The sequence below is a fragment of the Streptomyces sp. AJS327 genome, from assembly GCF_013450295.1.
In the GTDB taxonomy this organism is placed as follows: domain Bacteria; phylum Actinomycetota; class Actinomycetes; order Streptomycetales; family Streptomycetaceae; genus Streptomyces.
On sequence record NZ_SKBR01000001.1, the window covers coordinates 818,493 to 838,699 of the forward strand.

The 20,207-nt window shown below is 73.0% G+C and carries 14 protein-coding genes, 1 pseudogene and 1 CRISPR repeat array (1 of these 16 only partly in view); of the genes and pseudogenes, 4 read left to right on the plus strand and 11 right to left on the minus strand.

Annotated features, from left to right (window positions below; genetic code table 11):
* Nucleotides 1–341: 341 nt before the first annotated feature.
* The 8 genes and pseudogenes from E0L36_RS03220 to E0L36_RS03255 form a co-directional block, all read right to left on the minus strand.
* Nucleotides 342–536, minus strand: coding sequence for a ferredoxin (locus tag E0L36_RS03220; protein WP_180927320.1), 195 nt, complete (start codon nucleotides 534–536; stop codon nucleotides 342–344).
* A 2-nt stretch (nucleotides 537–538) separates the two neighbouring features.
* Nucleotides 539–1,702: a cytochrome P450 gene (locus E0L36_RS28445; protein WP_180928561.1), complete on the minus strand. Its 1,164-nt coding sequence runs from the start codon at nucleotides 1,700–1,702 to the stop codon at nucleotides 539–541.
* 198 nt (nucleotides 1,703–1,900) lie between these two features.
* A pseudogene (locus E0L36_RS28450) lies at nucleotides 1,901–3,487 on the minus strand (long-chain-fatty-acid--CoA ligase); the annotation flags it as partial.
* Nucleotides 3,487–9,750, minus strand: a complete 6,264-nt coding sequence (locus E0L36_RS03235; RefSeq protein ID WP_180927321.1) for a type I polyketide synthase — start codon at nucleotides 9,748–9,750, stop codon at nucleotides 3,487–3,489. The gene E0L36_RS03235 and the pseudogene E0L36_RS28450, both read right to left, overlap by 1 nt.
* A gap of 41 nt (nucleotides 9,751–9,791) precedes the next feature.
* On the minus strand, nucleotides 9,792–10,394 hold the full coding sequence (locus E0L36_RS03240; RefSeq protein ID WP_308416617.1) for an FcoT family thioesterase: 603 nt from the start codon (nucleotides 10,392–10,394) through the stop codon (nucleotides 9,792–9,794).
* An 11-nt stretch (nucleotides 10,395–10,405) separates the two neighbouring features.
* The gene (locus E0L36_RS03245) at nucleotides 10,406–11,293 is read right to left on the minus strand and encodes a TauD/TfdA family dioxygenase (protein ID WP_180927322.1); all 888 of its coding nucleotides are present in this window, start codon (nucleotides 11,291–11,293) and stop codon (nucleotides 10,406–10,408) included.
* A gap of 441 nt (nucleotides 11,294–11,734) precedes the next feature.
* Complete coding sequence (locus E0L36_RS03250; RefSeq protein WP_180927323.1) at nucleotides 11,735–12,196, minus strand: VOC family protein; 462 nt, start codon at nucleotides 12,194–12,196, stop codon at nucleotides 11,735–11,737.
* A complete protein-coding gene (locus tag E0L36_RS03255) occupies nucleotides 12,193–12,786 on the minus strand; it encodes a DinB family protein (protein WP_180927324.1) in 594 nt (197 codons plus the stop codon). The genes E0L36_RS03250 and E0L36_RS03255 overlap by 4 nt, the downstream gene beginning before the upstream one ends.
* Before the next feature lie 496 nt (nucleotides 12,787–13,282).
* Between E0L36_RS03255 and E0L36_RS03260 the strand changes: the two genes are divergently transcribed.
* From E0L36_RS03260 to E0L36_RS03270, 3 genes are all read left to right on the plus strand, one after another.
* Complete coding sequence (locus tag E0L36_RS03260; RefSeq protein WP_180927325.1) at nucleotides 13,283–14,182, plus strand: phosphotransferase enzyme family protein; 900 nt, start codon at nucleotides 13,283–13,285, stop codon at nucleotides 14,180–14,182.
* Nucleotides 14,183–14,407: 225 nt separating this feature from the next.
* Complete coding sequence (locus E0L36_RS03265; RefSeq protein WP_180927326.1) at nucleotides 14,408–15,034, plus strand: helix-turn-helix domain-containing protein; 627 nt, start codon at nucleotides 14,408–14,410, stop codon at nucleotides 15,032–15,034.
* Between the two features lie 59 nt (nucleotides 15,035–15,093).
* Nucleotides 15,094–15,240, plus strand: a complete 147-nt coding sequence (locus E0L36_RS03270; RefSeq protein WP_180927327.1) for a DUF6126 family protein — start codon at nucleotides 15,094–15,096, stop codon at nucleotides 15,238–15,240.
* Between the two features lie 139 nt (nucleotides 15,241–15,379).
* Here the strand turns inward: E0L36_RS03270 and E0L36_RS03275 are convergent, their stop codons facing one another.
* From E0L36_RS03275 to E0L36_RS03285, 3 genes are all read right to left on the minus strand, one after another.
* Nucleotides 15,380–16,189: a DUF3626 domain-containing protein gene (locus tag E0L36_RS03275; protein WP_308416698.1), complete on the minus strand. Its 810-nt coding sequence runs from the start codon at nucleotides 16,187–16,189 to the stop codon at nucleotides 15,380–15,382.
* A gap of 329 nt (nucleotides 16,190–16,518) precedes the next feature.
* Entirely contained in the window at nucleotides 16,519–17,487 is a 969-nt protein-coding gene (locus tag E0L36_RS03280) for a BadF/BadG/BcrA/BcrD ATPase family protein (RefSeq protein ID WP_180927329.1), read from the minus strand.
* A gap of 180 nt (nucleotides 17,488–17,667) precedes the next feature.
* A complete protein-coding gene (locus tag E0L36_RS03285) occupies nucleotides 17,668–18,534 on the minus strand; it encodes a MurR/RpiR family transcriptional regulator (RefSeq protein ID WP_180927330.1) in 867 nt (288 codons plus the stop codon).
* 125 nt (nucleotides 18,535–18,659) lie between these two features.
* Here E0L36_RS03285 and E0L36_RS03290 point away from each other — a divergent pair, with 125 nt between their 5' ends.
* A complete protein-coding gene (locus E0L36_RS03290) occupies nucleotides 18,660–19,421 on the plus strand; it encodes a sugar isomerase domain-containing protein (protein ID WP_180927331.1) in 762 nt (253 codons plus the stop codon).
* 363 nt (nucleotides 19,422–19,784) lie between these two features.
* Nucleotides 19,785–20,207: direct repeats of the CRISPR family, unit length 29 nt; unit sequence CTGCTCCCCGCCCACGCGGGGATGGACCC; it runs 90 nt beyond the window's last position.

Sequence of the window (20,207 nt, forward strand, 5' to 3'; positions counted from 1 at the left end):
GCCGCGCGGCTCCTGGGGGTGGAACGCCGTCAACAACCCTTGTGGAGCAGGGAAGTTGAGCGATCACACGACCCGTCCGACGGGGCTGGACGGGGCGGCGGAAGCGGCCCGTGGACGTCGGCTGAGCGCGCGGCGTCGTCGTACGGGAGTTGGCCGAGAATCGCGCCCCGGGAAGTGTCCAGCCCGACATCCGGGGCGCCGTGCCGGACTCCGCTCCGTCCGCCCCGCACCCCACTTCGGGGCGTGAACTCCCCGCCCGCACCGGGCCGTTCGGGTCCACACAGCGCGGCGCCCCGCCCGGACGGGTGTCCGGACGGGGCGCCGCGCGTGCGGACCGGGCGCTACTCCGTGAGGGAGAGCACCTGGGCGGGGCAGGCGCGGACCGCCCGGCGCACCGCCGCGTGCTGGCTCTCCGGCGGCTGCTCGCTCAGCACGACGACCACGCCGTCCTCCTGGCTCTGGTCGAACACCTCCGGCGCGGTGAACGCGCACATTCCAGCGGCCACGCAGCTCTCCGTGTCGGCCGTTACTTTCATCCTCAACGTCCTTCCTCGGCAGGCAGGATGGCGTCCCACGCTATGGGCAGAGCGGCCGGTCCCACCACCGGAGTCCCCGATTTGAAGACGATCTCCTCCGGGGGCACCCCGAGCCGCAGCGAGGGCACCCGCCGCAGCAGCGTCTCCAGCGCGACGGTCATCTCCAGCCGGGCGGTCTGCTGCCCGACACACTGGTGCGTGCCGTAGCCGAAGCCGAGGTGCTCACCGAGTTCCCGCCCCACGTCCAGCCGGTCCGGATCGGTGAAGGCGTGCGGGTCGCGGTCGGCGGCCTGCACCGCCAGCACCACGAACTCGCCCTTGGCGACGGGCTGTCCACCGATCTCGGTGTCCCGGGTCACCTCGCGCGTCAGCCCGGGGGAGCCGCCGAAGAAGCGGGCCAGCTCCTCCACCGCGTTCGGCACCAGCCCGGGATCGTCCAGCAGCCGCCGCCACTGCTCCGGGTGCCGCAGCAGGGCCAGCACGCTGTGCGTGAGCACCGTCGCGGTGGTGTCGAAGCCGCTGATGAGCAGGCTGGCGCCCATCATCATCAACTCGTGGTCGGTGAACGGCTCGTCGGCCGCCGCGCTGCGCTCGATCATCCGGCTGATGGAGTCCTCGCCGGGGTCCGCGCGGCGCCTGCGCACCAGTTGGTGCACGTAGGCGAAGAGCGGGTCGGTGCCGCGCTTTATGTCCGCCTCGTCGGTACCGGAGGCGAACATGGCCGCCGCCGCGTCGTGGAACAGCTGGCGGTCGGAGTAGGGCACGCCCATCAGCCCGGCGATGACCGCCGTCGTGATCGGAATGGCGAACTCGTGGTAGAACTCCGCCTCCTGGCCGCGCTCCCCGAGCGCGTCCAGCCGCTCGTCGGTGATCCGCCGTACCTCGGGCCGTAGTTCGGCGAGCCGTTTCGGCATCCCGATCTCCGGCCCGAAGTGCCGCCGGTAGCGCTGGTACTCCGGCCCGTCCATCCGCGTGAAGTCACCGTTCATGACGGGCAGTTGAGGGTCCTGGTGACGCAGCACGTGCGCGGCCTGGCCCGGCCTGCTGCTGAACCGCTCCGCGTCGCCCAGCACTTCGCGGACGTCCGGGTACCGGCTGACCAGCCAGGCGGTGATCCCGGTGGGGCAGCGCACCCTGGTCAGCCCCCGTTCGCGGAACTCCGCCATCTCCGGGGGCGGGCCGAACGGGCACTCCTCCAGCCGGGGGACCGGCCACGGCGGCAGCGCCGAGCCTCCGCCCCGCGCTCCTGCGGCGCCCGGGCCACCCTGAGCACCGGGGGCGCGCGACGGCGAACCGTCCAGGCTGAGCGGGCTGTTGGGGCCGAGCGGGCCGTCCTCGACGCCCTCGTCCTCCGCCTCCTCGGTGGCCCGCGCGCGCAGCGTGTGCCGGGTGACCTTGCCGCCCGCGTTGCGCGGCAGCCGGTCGACGAACGCGAAGGAGGACGGCACCTTGTAGTCGGCCAGCCGTTCCCGCAGGAACAACGTCAGCTCCCGGGTGCCGAGTCGGCTGCCGTCCCGGGCCACGACGTAGGCGCGGACCGCCTCGCCCCGCACCTGGTCCGGCACGCCGACCACCGCCGCCTCCGCGACCTCGGGGTGCTGGGCCAGCGCGTTCTCCACCTCCGCCGGGTACACGTTCTCCCCGGCCACCAGCACCACGTCCTTGATGCGGTCGTGGATGTGGAGGTATCCGTCCGCGTCCACGTGTCCCGCGTCACCGGTGTACAACCAGCCGTCGGACAGGGTGCGTTCGGTCTCCTCCGGACGGTTCCAGTACCCCGTCATCACCGCCGGGGTGACGATCCGCACCTCCCCGACCTCACCCGGCGGCAGCGTCTCCCCGCCCGGGCCGACCGCCTCCACGGCCACCCCCGGGTAGGGCCGCCCCACCGCCCGGGCGCGCGGGCTCCCCGGGACGTGGTCGGCGGGTGGCAGGCAGACCGCGGACGCGCAGGTCTCCGTCAGCCCGTAGATCTGCGCGAACGCGCAGCCCATCGTCTCCAGGCACTGCCGCAGCAGCGACTCCGGCATCGGCGACCCGCCGTACACCACCTTCCGCAGCCCGGCGAAGTGCCCCGGCCCCACGTCCGGTTCGGCCAGCAGCACCTGGAGCATCGACGGGACGATCAGCGTCGTGGTGATACCGCCCTCCGCGAACCACTCCAGGGTGCGCCGCGCGTCGAAGCCCTGCGCGAGCACGTTGGTGGCGCCCGCCCGGAACCCCTGGAGGAACCACCAGGGCCCGCCGATGTGGTGGCCGGGCAGCAGGTGCAGGCTGCGGTCGTCCTCGTACCAGTCCAGCCAGTCCAGCTCGTGCCGGGCCAGCAGGTTGCTGATCGCGAAGAAGGTGTTCTGGCCCAGCACCACGCCCTTGGGGGCGCCCGTCGTCCCGCTGGTGTACACCTGCGCCAGCGCGGCGCGCGCGGGAACCCTCACCCGGGGGTCGCCGTCCGGCTGTTCGGCCTTCCAGCGGTGGAACTCGCTCCGCCGGGCGTCCTGTTCGTCGCCCCCGGCACCGTCCGGGCCGTCGATCCCCAGCAGGGTGGGCCGGGTGCCGAGCCGCGCGGCGACCTCCTCCGCGACCGGCCGCCGCTCCCCGTCGGTCAGCAGCAGCACCGCCCCGGAGTCCCGCAGCACGTGCTCGATCTCCGCGCCCGTCAGCCGTGGGTCGATCGGCACCAGGACGGCGCCGGTCTTCGCGCAGGCCAGCAACAGGTCGTAGTAGTGCTCGGTGTCCCGGGCCAGATAGCCGACCCGGGCGCCGGTCATCACGCCCGCCCCGCGCAGCGCGTGCGCCGTCCGGTTGCTCTCCCGGTGCAGCTCGCCGAAGCTCAGGCGGCGCCCGGCGCACTCCACCGCGATCCGGTCCGGCCGGACCTGGGCGTGGTGCGCCGCGGTCGCCGCGACGGTCGCCGGACGACGTGCCGTGGACGGCCGGTCGGAGGTGCCCATCACGCCTCCCCTCCGGTGGTCATCCGCTCGTCGACGAACGCGCTGAGCTGCTGGACGGACGGGTTGTCGAACACGCTCGACGCGGACAGCGCGATCCGGAACGCCAGCTCCAGCCGGTTCTTCAGCTCCACGGCGGACAGCGAGTCCAGTCCGACCTCGAAGAACCGCGCGTCCGCCGGCACGTCGTCCGGCCCGTCGAAGTGCAGCAGGTCCGCGATGGACCCCCGCAGCACCCACGAGATCGTCTCCAGCCGCTCCGCCCGTGGCAGGGCCAGCAGCTCCGCCGGGTCGATCCGTGCCTCCGCCTCCTGGGAGGCCCGACTCACCTGCTGGTACAGCGCGTTGGGCTGTGGACGGGTCCGCGCGTACTGGTCCCAGTCCACCTCCGCGATGATCACCTGGCCCAGCGGCCGGTCCAGCACCCGGCCCAGCGCCCGCATGCCCGCCGCCGGTTTGAAGAAGGTGAAGCCCTGGTTCTCGACCATCGAGATGTTCCGCCGCGACATCTCCGACGCCAGGCCCGTCTCGCCCCACGCGCCCCAGTTGACGCTGAGACCGGGCAGCCCGGACGCGTGCCGGTTGGACAGCAGGGCGTCCAGGAAGGCGTTGCCCGCCGCGTAGTTGGCCTGCCCCCGCGAACCGATCAGCGCCGAGATCGACGAGTAGCCGAGGAAGAACCGCAGCTCCGGGAAGTCCGCCCGGTGCAGCAGCCAGCTGCCGTACACCTTCGAGTGGAAGATGGTCTCGATGCTCTCCCAGGTCAGCGAGGCGACCGGGGCGTCCGCGAGGACACCCGCGGCGTGCACGACGCCACCCACCGGCCACCGGCGGGCCCGCAGCGCCCCGGCGACCCGCTCGACGTCCGCCTCGTTCCCCACGTCGCCCTGGTAGCAGACGATCTCCGTGCCGGGGCCGACCCGCTCCCGCAGGTCCGCCAGCCACGCCGGGTCCGGCGCGCTCCTGCTGAGCAGCGCCAGATGCCGGGCGCCCCTCGCCACCAGCAGCTCCGCGACCAGCCGCCCCAGCGCCCCGGTACCGCCGGTGACCAGGTAGGTGTGGTCCCCGTCGACCAGCGGGGCCTCCACGGCCGGCGGCTCGGCGCCGCCGAACTCCAGCACCACCTTGCCGACGTTGGCCCCCCGGCTGAGGACGCTGAACGCCTCCTCCACCTCGTCCAGCGAGTAGCCCCGCACCGGCAGCGGCGTCAGCTCACCGCGCGAGACCTCCGCCATCACCGGGCGCAGCACCTCCCGCGTCAGCTCCCGCATCGCCTCGGCGCCGTACTCGCTGAAGTCGAAGACGTGGAACGACCCGGCGGGCCGCTCGGCGTGGAAGCGCTCCTCGGTCCAGATGCCCAGCTTGCCCATCTCCACGAACCGGCCCTCGGGCGCCAGCGCCCGGACACTCGCGTCGATGAACTCCTTGCTCAGGCTGTTGAGTACGACATCGACCCCGGCGCCGCCGGTGTCGCGGAGGATCTCCTCGGCGAAGTCCGTGGTGCGCGAGTGGTACAGCCGCGTCACCCCCAACTCCCGCAGCAGCGGCCACTTGTGGGGGCTGGCCGTGGCGAACACCTCGGCGCCCGCCCGCAGGGCCAGCCGCACGGCGGCCTGCCCCACCCCACCAGCCGCCGCGTGGATCAGCACCCGGTCGCCGCGCTTCAGCCCGGCGCACCCGTGCAGCCCGTGGTGGGCGGTGAGGTACGCGGTCGGCAGCCCGGCGGCCTCGGTGTGCGAGACCCCCTCCGGCTTCCGCGCCGCCAGCGCCGAGGAACACGTCAACCGCTCCCGGAACGTGCCGAGATGGGAGACCACGACCTCCTCGCCCGGCTGGAACTCCGCGTCCGGCCCCGCCGCGAGCACCACCCCGGAGCCCTCCAGGCCGAGCGGCAGCTCCGGCGCGTCCGGGGCCGCCCCCAGCCGGTGCAGGCCGAGCGCGTTCAGCACGTCCTTGAAGTTCAGCCCGGCCGCGTGCACCCGCACCCGGATCTGGTCGCCCTCCGGCTCCGGCTCGTCCTGGAGCGGCACGGGTACCACCCCGGTGAACTGGCCGTACTCCTTGACGACCAGCTCCACGTCGGTGCGCGGACCGCCCGCCTCCTCGAACACCCGGCGCACGTGCCGGTGTCCGGCGCGGTAGGCCACCTGGTAGTCGGGCGTCGGTGGGGCCAGCACCTCGTCGAGCAGCCGTGGCGCCTCTGCGTCACCGGCCTCCAGATCCACCAACGTGACGTGGTGCGCCGGGTGTTCACCCCACCACACCTGGCCGAAGCCCCACAGCGTGGCGGAGGCGGGCGGCACCTCGCCGTGCCAGCCGGTGTCGCCCGGCAGCCGCTGCCCGTCCTCGGTGACCAGCCACAGCCGGGGAACACTGCCCGCCTGGTCCAACAGGTCGCGCAGCGCCAGCAGTTCGCCGTAGTTCGCCGCGCACTCGGCGCGCAGCGCCTCCAGCGAGCCCGGCTCCGTCCCCTCCGGCGCCCCCGCTCGCCAGAACCAGCACACGTCGGTCGGCGCCTCGGCCAGCGGCCCGGCCGCGTCGGCCACGCTCTCCGCCCAGCGCAGCTCCACCTCGTGGCCCTCGGCGGCCGCGCTCAGCGCCGCCCGCCGCCCTGGCCCGGCGCCGATCAGCAGCGCCGTGCGGGACGACTCCAGCTCCGCGCGGAGCGAACGCTTGACCCACCGCACCTCCGAGTACATCCGGTCCGGGTCCGGCGCGGCGGCGTTGGCCACCCGGCGCAGCGTCAGCTCCTCCAGGACGAACACCACCCGCTCGCCCTCCAGCATCAGCAGGTCCGCGACCGGCGGTTCCTCCGGGCCGGTGCGCGGGCGCAGCCGCAGCACGCTGCGCAGCGCTCCGCCGCGCGGCTTCTTCAGCAGGCGGCAGCGGCCGAAGCCGACCGGCATGGCGACCACGTCGCCCTCCTGGGAGAGCGCCGCGATGCTCTGGAAGGCGCTGTCCAGCAGGGCGGGGGGCAGCAGTTCGGCGGACGGGCCGGACGGGTCGGCGAGCAGCTCGCCGACGGCGGTGTCCGTCCCGTACCGCCGGACGCTCGCCAGCCCGCGGAAGCGGGGGCCGTAGTCGACGCCCAGCTCCGCGAAGTCCTCGTACAGCTCGTCGGCGCGGCGTGTGGTGCCCTCGGCCTCCGGCTGCCCGGCCAGCGGGCGCAGCGCCTCCGGCAGCGTCTCCGGGGCGTCGGTGGGCTGGCCGATGGTGGCGGTGAGGTGCCGTCGCTCCAGCGGTGCCCCGTCCGCGCCCTCCGCCGTGGCCAGGCTGACGATCTCCACCTCGGCGGTGTCGTCCGCGCCGGGACGCAGCCGGGTACGCACCCGCGTGCCGCCCGACTCCGGCAGGAACAGCGCCTCGTGGATGGTCACGTCGCGCAGCGGCCGGTCACTCTCCCCGAACACCGCGTCCTGGAGGGCCAGCAGCATCTCCAGATAGCCAGCGCCGGGGAACACGACCTTCCCCATGACCTTGTGGTCGGCCAGGTAGGCGGGCTGGTCCGCGCTCAGCTCGGCGCCGAACTCCCGCTCCCCGGCGGCCCGTCGCTCCGGCCCGTCGATCTCCGTACCGAGCAGCGGGTGCACCCCGGACACCACCGTCGGCTCGGCCCCGCCGGTGGCGAACGGCAGCCAGTGCCGCCGCCGGTCGAAGGCGTAGGTCGGCAGCGCCAGGTCCGGCTTCGGGGCGCCCGCGTGGTACGCGGCCCAGTCGACGGTGACGCCCCGCGCGTACAGCTGGGCGAGGGACTGCCGCACCACGGTGCCGTCCGCGTCCTCTGGGTGGAGGCTGTTCAGCCAGCGGCTGCCGTCGTCCGGGACGCACTGCTTGCCCATCCCGACCAGCTCGGTGGCCGGGCCCACCTCCAGGTAGAGGTGCGGGCCGCGCGCGGCGATGGCGCGCATCCCGTCCGAGAACCGCACGGGCTCCCGCAGGTGGCGGGCCCAGTAGTCGGCCGTGGCCAGCTCGCCCGGGACGGCCACGTCGCCCGTCAGGTTGGAGATCAGAGTGAACCGGGGTTCGTGGAAGGTCAGTTGGGCGACGACCTCGCGCAGCTTCTCCGCCGCCTCGGCGAGCAGCGGGGAGTGCGCGGCGCAGGACACCGCGATCGGCTTGTTCTTGACCCCGAGCGCGTCCAGCTCCTTGACGACCGTGGCCAGCGAGTCCCGCCCACCGGAGAGCACCAGCTGCTCCGGCCCGTTGACGGCGGCGACGGACAGGTCCTCCCGGCCCTCGACGAGCGGGGCCACCCGCTCGACCGGCGCCTCCACGGCGGCCATCGCGCCCGGCGGCGAGGCGTGCATGACCTCCGCGCGCGCCGCCATCAGCGTCACCGCGTCCTCCAGCGAGAACAGCCCGGCCACCGTGGCGGCCACGATCTCCCCGATGCTGTGCCCCGCGAGCACCGAGGGCCGCACCCCCCAGGAGAGCCACAGCTCCGCGACCGCGTACTCCAGCATGAACAGCGCCGGCTGCATGTAGCGGATCTCGTGGATGAGTTCGGCGTCCCCGACGACCCCGAGCACCATGTCCCGCAGCGACCGGCCCAGCCGCTCCGCGAACAGCTCGTCACAGCGGTCCAGCCGCTCCCGGAACACCGGGAACTGCTCGTACAGCGGCAGGCCCATCCGCACGTACTGCGAACCGCCGCCGGAGAAGAGGAACGCCACCTGTGAGGGCCCGCGGTCCTGCCCGAGCTGGCTGCCCCGGCTCAGGCTCCGGTCCAGCAGCCGCGCCACGTCCTCGGTGTCCCGCACCACCCCGGCCAGCCGCAGCGGGAAGTGCGCCCGGCCGGTGGCGGCGCCCCGGCACAGCCCGTCGACCTCGGTGTCCGGCCAGTCGTCGAGGAAGCGCTGGTAGCGCTGGATCTGCCCGCGCAGCGCGGCGGGGCTCTTCGCGGACAGCGTGAACACCCGCGGCGGCTCCGCCTCGTCGGCCGGTCCGGGCTCCGGAGCCGCCTCGGGCTCCGGCGCCTCCTCCAGGACGACGGAGGCGATGGTGCCCGCGAAACCGAAGGAGTTCACCATGGCCCGGCGCGTCTCCGCCTCCCAGGGGCGGGCCGTCGTCGGCACGGTGACCGGCGCCGTGTCCCACGGGATGTGCCGCGAGGGGGTGTGGAAGTTCAGATGCGGGAAGATCGTCCGCTCCCGGAGCTGGAGCGCCGTCTTGACGAGACCGCCGATGCCCGCCGCCGACTCCAGGTGCCCCAGGTTGGTCTTCAGCGAGGCGATGGTGACGGGCCGCTCCGGCGAGTGCGACTCCGCGAACACCGCGTTGAGCGCGCCCACTTCGATCGGGTCGCCCAGCGAGGTGCCGGTGCCGTGCGTCTCCACGTACGAGATGTCGCCGGGGGTGAGGCCCGCGTTCGCCAGCGCCCGCCGCAGCATCGTCTCCTGCGCGGCGCCGTTCGGCACCATCAGCGCGCTGCTCTCCCCGTCCTGCCCGACGGCCGAGCCGCGCACCAGCGCGTAGACCCGGTCCCCGGAACGCCGCGCGTCCGACAGCCGCTTGAGGACGACCACCGCGCCGCCCTCACTGCGGCAGTAGCCGTCGGCCGAGTCGTCGAAGGTCTTGCACAGCCCGTCCGGCGCCAGCATCCGCCCGTGCGAGGCGACGACGTGCCCCATCGCCAGATGGATGGTGTTGACCCCGCCCGCCAGCGCGATGCCGCACTCTCCGGCCCGCAGCGCCTGCGCGGCCAGGTGCACCGAGACCAGCGACGCCGAACAGGCCGTGTCCACCGTCATGGAGGGGCCGCGCCAGCCGAGGAAGTACGAGAGTCTGCCGGACACCGCGCTGTGCGCCATGCCGGTGCCGATCCAGCCGTTGAGCTGCTCCTTGGGGAGTTCGCTCATCATGGTCGAGTAGTCCATGTTGCTGACGGCCATGTAGACCCCACCGTCCCCGTGCCGCAGCGGCTCGGGGTCGATGCCCGCGTCCTCCAGGGCCTCCCAGGCCACCTCCAGCGTCAGCCGCTGCTGCGGATCGACGAAGTCGGCCTCTCTCGGGGAGATGTTGAAGAACTTGGCGTCGAAGTGGTCCGGCTTGTCGATGAATCCGCCCTGGGCGCACCGGATGGTGCCGACGTCCTCCGGGTCGTCGGAGAAGAATCCCTCCGGGTCCCAGCGGTCGGTGGGCAGCGGCCCGACGCCGGACTGCCCGGCCCCGAGAAACTCCGCGAATCCGTCCGGGGTGTTGTTTCCCCCCGGCAGGCGGATTCCTATTCCGACAATGGCGACAGGGTCATCGTGCAGTGAGGTCATGGCTCCCGCTCGGGTCCGTTCGTGCTGCGGTGGGCGGTGGGTCAGGGGGTGGATAATCCCGCGGGTGCCGGATTCTTCAGCGCCAGCCGGATCGACCCGTGACAGGCGGCGCTCTCGTCCTCCCCGTAGCGGCAGGTGGTACCGAGAATCAGCAGCGGTCCGTTTCCTCCGTCACGCTGGACGACGTTGACGATGTCGAGCTGCCCCCAGAAGTTGCGGCCCCGCATCGCCCGGCGGAAACTGCTCCGGAAGTCGACGATGAACATGTCGGGAAGCTGTCTGGTCCAGTAGTCGTCCATGTCCCAGCTGTCGAAGGCGGCGATCAGCCGTTCCTTGATGGACTTCGCCATGATGAAATAAATCATCTGGTTGAAACAGAGGTTGAACTCCACGGAGTTGAAGTGGCCGGTGTCGTCGATGTAGCACGACTCCGGAATGTGGAACGTCCCGCGCACGCTCACCTGGCCACCCTCCCGCGCCGGGTCGCCCTTCGCGGTCACGGTGGTGGAGGTCAGGTAGCGGCAGTGCGGCTTGTAGACCCGGAGGACCTGCTCCAGCAGGGCTCCGTCGTGTTCGAAGGTCCGGTGGGCGTCCCGTCCGGGACTCCCCGGCTCGGCCGGGGGCGCTGGGGTCTCGTGTTCCACGCCGGTGCTCCTCAGAGCGAGATGCCGGGGTAGAACTCGTGCTCGTCGTGCACGGTCACCCGGAAGGAGACGGCGGGTTCCGGGTTCACCGTGTGCAGCGCGCGGTGCACGAGCGCCCGGTTGTCCCAGATCAGCATGTCGCCCCTGTCGAAGGTCTGGAGGTGGATGTTGTCGTGCTCGAAGGTGGTGTCGGCCTGCCCGCACGCCTCGAACAGCTCGTCCAGCAGCTTCTCCCGCACCGGGTTCCCCTCGGCGTCCTCCAGCCGGTAGGTCACCGCCTCGCTGATGTACAGCACCGACTCCCCGGTCACCGGGTGGGTGAAGACGGCCGGGTGGGCGACCTCCGGGGTCACCTCCTCGATCTCCGCGAGGATCTCGGTGATCGGCCGGTAGACGTCCGTCGGGCGGACCTTGAAGTAGCGCCGCACGCTGTTGACCCCGCGGACGCCCCCCAGTTCCGCCTTCAGCGCCTCGGGCAGGTCCGCGTGCGCCCTCGCCATGTCGATGAAGAAGGTCCCGCGGTTCTTCTGTGGGATCACCTGCGGATATATCAGCGTCAGTCCGAAGGGGCGCGGCATGAACGAGTAGTCGTGATGCCAGAACTTTCCGGTCTGCGGTACTCCGACCTGTGCCCCGTCCTCCTTGACGTTGGAGGAGACGAAGATCTCCCGGTGTTCCGGGTGGTGGTACATCGGCTGGTAATAGGTCTCCACCTCGCCGAGTCGCCGGCCGAACTCCACGAAGTCACCGGGGGAGAGGTGCTGATTACGCAACACGACGATCCGGTGGCTGTAGACGAGTTGCTTGAGCTGCGCTATATCGCTTTCCGGAACGGAGAGTGCGTCGAATTCGTCGACTGCTATACCGATGCGGGAGCCTTCTTGCGGAATCGTGATCATCGGCCACCTGCCCGTGAGTGTTCGGGATATTCTCGGTGTGTTGAAAAAAGGTTCAGGGTGCGGGAACCGTCGCAAACGTAAGCCGCGCACCCGGGAGTGACAAGGCCGTATTGCCCCGTTTTAGGGAGACTTCCGTTATGGCAGGGGCTGAGGCAGGGGTGAAATGCTGTGCCCTACAGGGGTGTTCAGCCGTTGACGTACGGTTCGTCAGCGAATAAGGAGGGGACCACCCCCACTCCCACACTCCCGGACGGCACCCCCGCCACCCCGACTCGACGCCCCACGAACGAAGTTGCCCTCCCCGGAATCCCAGCGCCCCGCCCTGCCCCCGCCGTTCACCCGGCGGCCGTCCCGGCTGGCCGCCGGATGACGTGGTGACGGAAGGTCTCCGGCGGTGTTCCGCCGGAGACCCCGAGGCCGTGACGGCGGCCTCAACTCCGGTCAGTCCAGGCAGAACTCGTTGCCCTCGGGGTCGGCCAGCACGAGGAATCCGGCGCTCATCGGGGGAGCGGGCTCATCGCGGCGCACCCGGGTCGCCCCCAGCGCGACCAGCCGCTCACACTCGGCCTCCAGCGCCGCCATGCGCTCCTCACCGCTCAGTCCGGGGGCCGCGCGTACGTCCAGGTGGACTCGGTTCTTGACCACCTTGTCCTCCGGGACCCGCTGGAAGAAGACCCGTGGCCCGTGCCCGTCCGGGTCCTCGACGGCCGACTTCGCGTTGTGCTCCTCCCGTGGGACGCCGACCCGGGTGAGGAACTCGTCCCACGCCGCCAGCGCGTCCGCGCCCTCCGGCAACTCGACGCCGGGCGGCGCCGGATGGACGTACCCCAGCGCCGCGCACCAGAAGGTGGACAGGGCGCGCGGGTCGTGGGCGTCGATGGTGATCTGGATGTGGCGGCTCAACGGGTCGCTCCGTTCGTGGTTCCGCCCGCGACGGTGTGCGCGTAGAGGTCGCGCAGCAGGCAGACTTCGGACAGGTGGTGGATCAGTTCGCGGTTGATGTGCAGCACCAGGTCGGCCATGGCCAGCTCGGGGTAGGGCTCCCCCGCGCCGACCGGGGCCCGCAGCTCGTCCTCTCCGAGGCCCCGAACTCCCGCCGTCCACACGGCGAGTTGGGTCTCCAGCTGGTCGAGTGCCCCGGCCGCGCTCCCCGCGTACTCCCAGTCCTCGTAGGAAGCGGCCGGAGCGCCGAAGTGCGTCGCGTTGCGGGCCGCGAGCACACCGACGATGACGTGCCCCAGCCGCCAGGCGATGGTGGTGAAGGGCGCCGGATCGGGTTGCGGGAAGGCGAAGTCGATCGTGAACTCCCCGGCACCGGCCTGGATCTGGGCCGTGGAGCTGCCGCGCGGTCGTACGCTCCACGTGTCCGGCGCCGGTGACCAGAGGTACTCGTCGTCGGTGAGGCCCGCGAGGCGGTCGCGGAGCTGGTGGTTCCAGTGGAACTCCCACTGCTCGCGCAGTGAGCGGTTCCAGTCGTGCTGGTCTGCGTTCATGGGGGCAGCCTCGCAGCGAGCGGTGACAGTGCCGGTGCGCGACATCGGGCGGGCCGGGTCGGGCGACCGTGACCCGGCGGGAGGGACCCGGTCCGGGGGAGCGGCCGCGCACCCGCCGGCCCGTCGCGGTCCCGCCGGGCCGCTCCCGCCGCCCGGCACCCCGCCGCCCCGGTGTGCCCCCGCTCACCGGGGCGGCGTGACGTGCGGCGGCCGCGTGCGCTCGACCGTCCGGTGGACGCCAGCCGGGCGACGGCGACAGGGCCCGGAGCCACGGTCGCCGCCCGGCGGTGGCGGCCGGCCGGACCACCGTCGTGGCCCCGCGACCCGCGCCCACGGGCCGAGCCGCGCACCGCCAACACGGCCCGTACGCCCGCCCGTTCGCGGCATTCGTGCCGTACCGCCTTGTTACGCTCGGCCGCTGGGCGCCCCGGCGGGAGTGCCCGGCACACGGTCCGCACCGGCGTGGGCGCGCGGGCCCCAACCGGAGGGAACGGACATGGTGTTCGTGGAGGTGCCGTTGACCCCGGCGGTGCGGACGGCCACCGGCGTGCGGGGAGACGCCGAACGCCTCTACGGCGGGGAGGAGTCCGCCGCCTGGCGCGTCGGGGACGTGGTGGTGCGGATCAGCGCCTATGACCGGGACCCCGCCGACGCGGAGTGGTGCCACCGCGTCGCGGTCGCGGCCCGTGCCGGTGGCTGCGCGGAGGCGCTGGCGCCGCTGCCCCTGCCCGGACGGCACGACGGTGCCACCGCCACCCGGGTGGAGGGGCGGACCGTCTCGCTCTGGCCCTACGTCGACGGGGTGTGGGCGCCGGACGACCCCGCGACCGTCACGGCGGCGGCGCGACTGCTGGCCGGGCTGCACCGCGCGCTGGCCCGGGCCGACCTCCCGCCACGCCCCCTGTCCTGCTCACTGGAGACCGGATTGGACGGCCGGGCGGAGTACTCCGACCCGGCGCTACGCGACCCCCAACTCGACGCCTGGCTCACCGACTTCACCACCCACGCCCCGCTGCGGCACGCGCTGCACGGCGACTTCTACCACGGCAACGTGCTCACCGCCCGGGACTCCCCCGGCAGCGTGGTTGCCCTGCTCGACTGGGACGAGGCGCTGATCGCCCCGCCGGAGGTCGATGTGGCGGGCGCCGCCCTGGAGTTCACCGAGGACGACGGCACGGGCATGGACGGCGTACGCCGGTTCGCCGCCACCTACCGGGAGGCCGGGGGCACCGCCGAACGACTCGACGAGGAGACGCTGGCCCAGCTCGTACGCCACCGACTCCGCCGCGAGGCGGTGTACTTCGACCTCGCGTGCGCTCGCGGCGTGCGGCACGACACGGAGGACCTCGACTACCACCGGGAGCGGATGGACACCTTCGCCCGCCTGCGCCCCTGACCCCGACCCCCTGCCCTCGGGCCGGGGGCACGGACGGTCACAGGTATCACACCCGGTCACGGGTGGTGAGGGGCCATGGGCGCACGCCCGGTCACGGACAGTGGTGAGGTGGGGCGGGGAAGCCGCCGAGTGTCGTGAGACGTGTCGCGTGGCGCTCTCCACCGGCGACTTTGCCCCTGAGGCAAGAGATTTGCCTGAAAGGTAAAACTCTGGCTCAATCGAGGTATGAGCCCCACCAGCAACGGTGACGCGGAGTTGCCGATCGTCGCCCCGCGACTGCGCGCGACGCGGCGTAACAGCGGGCTGACCCTGGAGACCGCCGCGCGCCACTCCGGCCTCTCCCCGGCTCACCTCTCCCGGCTGGAGACCGGCCAGCGGCAGCCGTCACTCCCGGTACTGCTGCTCCTGGCCCGCATCTACGGTACGACGGTCTCCGGCCTGCTAGGCGAGACGCCCGCCCAGCGGGAGCCGATCGTCCGCGCCGACCGGATGGAGGCCACCGAGGCCGAGGGCTGGACGTACTGGCGCGCGGGCGGATCCGGCCGCGCCATGCAGGCCCTGCGGGTGCGGGTACCGGTCGGGGTGCAGAACGACCTGGTGCGTGTCCACCCCGGCGAGGAGTGGCTCTACGTCCTCGAAGGCACCCTCCGGCTCACGCTGGGTGACCATCGGTACGTCCTGGACGAGGGCGACTCCGCGCACTTCGACTCGCTCACCCCGCACCGCATCGCCGCGGAGACACCGCACGGCGCGCAGCTCCTGTTCGTCCACACCCTGCTCCAGAGCGGCGCGGCCGAGCTGTGCCTCGGCGAGAGCGCGCCGCACGGCACGCCCCACCCCTCCTCCGGGTGAGCCCCGCCCCCAGCCCCGACGCCCCAGCCCCGACCCCCCGATCACCGAAAGGCCGCATCATGCCGAAGGACGAACCCGGAGCCGAGCGCGGAGAAGGCCGGTTCCCGCGCGGACTGGCCCTGCGCCTCTTCGTGTACGTCGTGGCGGGCCACGTCCTCGCGGCCTTCCTCTACCTGCTCTTCACCCTGGGCGCCGCCAGCGAGTGAACCGCCCGCGCCGGACGGCCCCGCCCACACGGCGCCGTGCGGCGGCCGTTGAGCGCCGAACCCTGCCAACTCTCCGAGGGGGACGGGGTCTTCGGGCGGCCAGACGGGACCTCGGGCGACCGGACGGGGCTTTTGGCGGTCAGGGGAGCGCGGCGTCGTTCCCGGGTGCCCCGAACCGGGCCAGGCAGTGCCACACCCGCTTGACCGCCGGCGGAGGATGCTGACCGGCGCGCGCCGCGTCCCCGACCACCCGCGGGTCCAGCATCCCGTCAACGGCCATCCGCGCGCCCACGTCGACGTACTCCGGGCCCCGGTAGTCAGGATGGCGGCGCAGCTCCTCGACCCCCAGCCGGAAGCCGGAATGCCACTCCACCGGGCAGCCCAGGCGCAGCGCCGCTGTCTCGACGGCCGTGTCCCGGTAGCACGGGTCCAGCACCAGCGCCTCGACGTCGCGGTCCAGCCGGACCGTTCCGTGCACCTGCGCCTCCACGTAGTCGTCGAGCCGGTCCGTACGGTCAGCCAGCGCGAGGTCAACCAGCCCCATCCTGGCGGCCGTTCCGAAGTCCCGCGGCTCCAGCACACTGTCCGGGTAGCAGAACGTGGTCCGTGGCACCGTCCCGGCCGTCAGCCGGAAGTGGGCCGAACCGAACCGTGGCGCCCCGCCCACCGGTTTGCGACGGAAGTTCAACGCCCCGTAGACGGGACGCTCGTGAGCGGGCGCTTCGTCGTAGGCGCCGCCGAAGATCCGGCTCTCCCAGCGCCAGCGGTCCCCACCGGGATGCGCGGTCAGCCCGCCGTTGCTGGTCCCCGTGACGAACTGCGAGTGGTACACGCCGTCCTCGGCCAGCGCCTCCAGGATCGGCCGGCCCTGCCGCAGCCGGTCAGGGTGGAAGTTGAGGGTCACCCGCAACGACGGGTCCACGGGAGGGCCCGACGCCCGCCCCGTCACATACCGAAGGGCCCGTTCCCGCGGTGACCTGGAGACTCCGGAACTCACCCCCGCAGTGTCCCCCACCCCCGGCCTCCTCCGCGCGCCCCATCGCGTGCTGCCAACGGACCAGCGTCGGGGACGAGTTGACGAGGTGAACCCCCCCCCGGGCCCGGACAGCCCTCCCTGTCCCGCGCGCCCTCGGAACACGCGAGCGGGACCCACCCGGAGCACCGGGACCCCGAGCGGCCGCCGCCCCGGCGGCGCCCGACCGTCAACTCCCGCCACCCGCCGTCCACTCGACGAGGCCCACGGCTTCGGCAACCACGGCTGCGGCGGTGATGCTCAACTCAACTCCCGCCATCCGGCGTCCACCCGGAACCCAGCGCCAGCCGGGCGAGCACGACCGCCCCCTCCAGGCCGTCCGAGACCGGAAGCGGCGACAGGCCCATCCCGGACACCCGCGCCTCGAACCGTGCGAGGAGCGGCCCCTCCGGGCCCAGCAACCCCCCTACCGTGACCAGGGGTTCACCCGGCAACGGTCCCAACGCCCGGGTGCTCTCCGCGAGCAGGTCCGCCGCCTCGTCGAGGATCGCCCCCGCCACCTCGTCGCCGTCCCGCGCCGCCCGCACCACCACCGGGCAGTGACGGGCCAGACGCACCGGAGACGTCAGCGACAGACCACCGTCCACCAGGACGAGCCGCGGTGACTCCCCACGCGGCGCGCTCTCCGCGAAGACCTCCACGAACTGCTCGGTCAGCACCGTCGCGGGACCCCGACCGTCCAGCGCGCGCAACGCCCGCCGCAGGCCCTCGCGGGCGATCCAGAAGCCACTGCCGTCGTCCCCGGCGAGCCAGCCACAGCCGTCCGAGGCGGCGACCAGCCGGTGGCCGCGAATCCGGGCCCCGGCGGCGCCCGTTCCCGCCACCATCGTCACCCCGTCCGCCGGGGTGCCCGGGGCGCACGCGAAGGCGATCTCGATATCGGGGACGATGCGAACGGCCCTCGCACGCACACCGTGTTGGGCCAGTGCCGCGCCCAACGCGCGCCCCGCCACGTCCCGTCCGGCGTCCACCGGCTGCTCCGGGCCCGCGGCCCCGGCGAACCCGGCGACGACCGCCGCCACGTCCTCGCCCCGCCCGTGTGCCAGCACCTCCCCCACCACCGCCGTCAGCCGCCGCGCCAACTCCGCCTCCGGCACCGACCGCGCGTTGCCCGCCCCGGCTGACGCCCTGCCCAGCAGCGGCCCGCGCGTGGCCGGAGCGAGAGCGGCCCGCAGGCTGCTGCCCCCACCGTCGATCCCCAGTACCAGGCTCACCGGACGTCCCCTCCGCTCGTGGAGCCGCCCGTCCCGCTCCGCCGCGCGACGGGAACCTGCGAACACCACCTCCCGGCCACGCGAACCGACCCCACAGCCGGGCCCGTTGAGCTGCCGAACGCCACACGGGCGAGAGTGGTGCTGTCCATGGAACGGCTCCCGGTCGAAGGTGCGCGAGGGTCAACTGCGGTGCCGGTAGGGGCGGACGGCCTCCGTGGTGGCCGCCATGGCCTCCGTGCTGGAGTCGTAGGTGCGCTGCGCCACGGCGATGTACAGCACGTCCAGGACGGCCATCTGCGCGTGCCGCGCGAGGACCGCCTCCGTGCTCAGCCCCACCGCCCGCACCCGTGTGGCCAGGGTCAGTTCGGCGTGCCGGGCCAGCGGCGAACCGGGGTCGTTGGTGACCGCGACGGTCGTGGCACCCCGCGAGACGGCCTCCGCCAGCACGTCACACGACTCCCGGGTACCGCCACTGTGCGAGAGCACCACGACCACGTCACCGGGGCCCAGCAGGGCGGCCCCCGTGAGCGCCACGTGCGCGTCGCTCCACGACCACGCCGGAACCCCGATCCGGTACAGCCGATGCTGCAACTCGCCCGCCACGGTGGCACTTCCCCCCACCCCGAACAGCTCCACCCGCCGGGCGGCCGCCAGTCGCGTCGCCACCTCCTCCAGCGCGACGAGGTCAACGCCCTCAACGGACCGTGCGACCACCTCCGAGACCGCCCCCACCACCGCCTCCGCGACGCGCCGGAGGGAGTCGTGCTCGCTGATGTCCGTGCCGACATCCCCCTGCCACGTATTGCGGGCGCTCCGCGCGCCCTGCTCGGCCGCCAGCGCCAGGCGCAGCTGCGAGTACCCGGCCAGCCCCAGGGTGCGGCACAGCCGGGTGATGCTGCCGGTGGACACCTCGGCCGTCTCCGCGAGTTCGAGGATCGTCCGCTCCGCCACCGAGGCCGGGTCCTCCAGGATGAGCGCGGCCAATGCCCGCTGCGCTTCCGGCAGTTCCGGCTCCAGCGCACGGAGGCGATCGACGATCTGACGCATAGCGAAGAATTGTTCACCAGCGGCACCGAACCCTGTCAACCCCTTGACTCGTACCTCGGGGACAAGCAGATTTCTCCCACGACGACGAATAATTGTGCGCCTCTCACCGGGAGTTGGGTCCTTCCATGACCGATCACGCCATCGACGCCGCCACGTTCACCACCTTGGCCCTGGAGACCATCGCCCGCGTCAGCGACGGCCAACACGAGGCCGTCCTCGCCGCCGCGGCCCTGTGGGCGGACTCCCTGGCCGGGAACGGCGTGATCCAGGCGTTCGGCACCGGCCACTCCGAAGCCCTCGCCACGGAGATCTCCGGCCGCGCGGGCGGCTTCGTCCCCACCAACAAGCTGGCCCTACGGGACGTCGTGCTCCGTGGCGACAAGCCCAAGGAGTTCATCTCCGACCCGCACCTCGAACGAGACCCGGCCACCGCCCGCGCCCTCTACGAGATCGCCGCCCCCCACCCCCAGGACGTCTTCGTCATCGCCTCCAACTCCGGCATCAACGGCTCCATCGTGGAGATGGCCACCATCGTCAAGGAGCACGGCCACCCCCTCATCGCCGTCACCTCCGTCGAGCACGGCGCTCGCTCCACCTCCCGCCACCCCTCCGGCAAGCGACTGCCCGACTTCGCCGACGTCCTCCTCGACAACGGCGCCCCGTTCGGCGACTCCCTCCTCGAACTCCCCGGCGGCGGCACGGCCTGCGCCATCTCCTCCATCACCGGCGCCCTCCTCGTCCAGCTGATCGCCGCCGAGACGATCCGCCTGCTCCTGGCCCGCGACATCACCCCGCCGGTCTACCTCTCCGCCAACATCCCCGCCGGCGACGAACACAACAAGGCGCTGGAGGCCCGCTACGCCGGCCGCATCAACCGAACCGCCTGACCCCTCACACCAGTTGGCCGCCGAGCCGCGCCAGGCAGCCCACGCGTCCCCACGCCCCGGCCCCCTCACCACCCGCCCCGCCGCCGTGCGCCTCTCGGCGGTGTGGCCGGGGCACACAGGAGAGACGCCCGGATGGCGTTCCCGTCCGCGCGGGACGGGCCAGTCCGGCCCGCGCGGCGGCGAAACCGCATACCCTGTGACCCGCCACCCGTCCCGTCACCGGGCGTTCACGCACGCTCTGTCGACTGGCGCGCGGACGGTGAACCATCGCGAACTACGAGGCGTATGTGCCATATGCCGGAATCCGCGAAACCGGCCTCCCGCATACCCCCACCCCGCTAAACCCGCAGGTCATTTCCCCCTCTGCTCCCCGCCCACGCGGGGATGGACCCTCCGCCGAGGTGATGGCGAACGGGCTGGAGATCTGCTCCCCGCCCACGCGGGGATGGGCCGCCTCATGGACCGTGCTGTTGCTGAAGTCCGACTGCTCCCCGCCCACGCGGGGATGGACCCGTGCGCTTGGTCGACCGGGGCCAGCTGGCACGCTGCTCCCCGCCCACGCGGGGATGGACCCTTCCCGGCGCTGCACGGCACCACCACCGGCTGCTCCCCGCCCACGCGGGGATGGACCCGCCGGACTGTTCGGCTCGTACTGCGCGGTCGCCTGCTCCCCGCCCACGCGGGGATGGACCCTGCTCAGCGCGCGCTGCGGATGCCATGCTGCGCTGCTCCCCGCCCACGCGGGGATGGACCCGTCCGGCGCCTGCCCGCCGACGACGCGTAGCC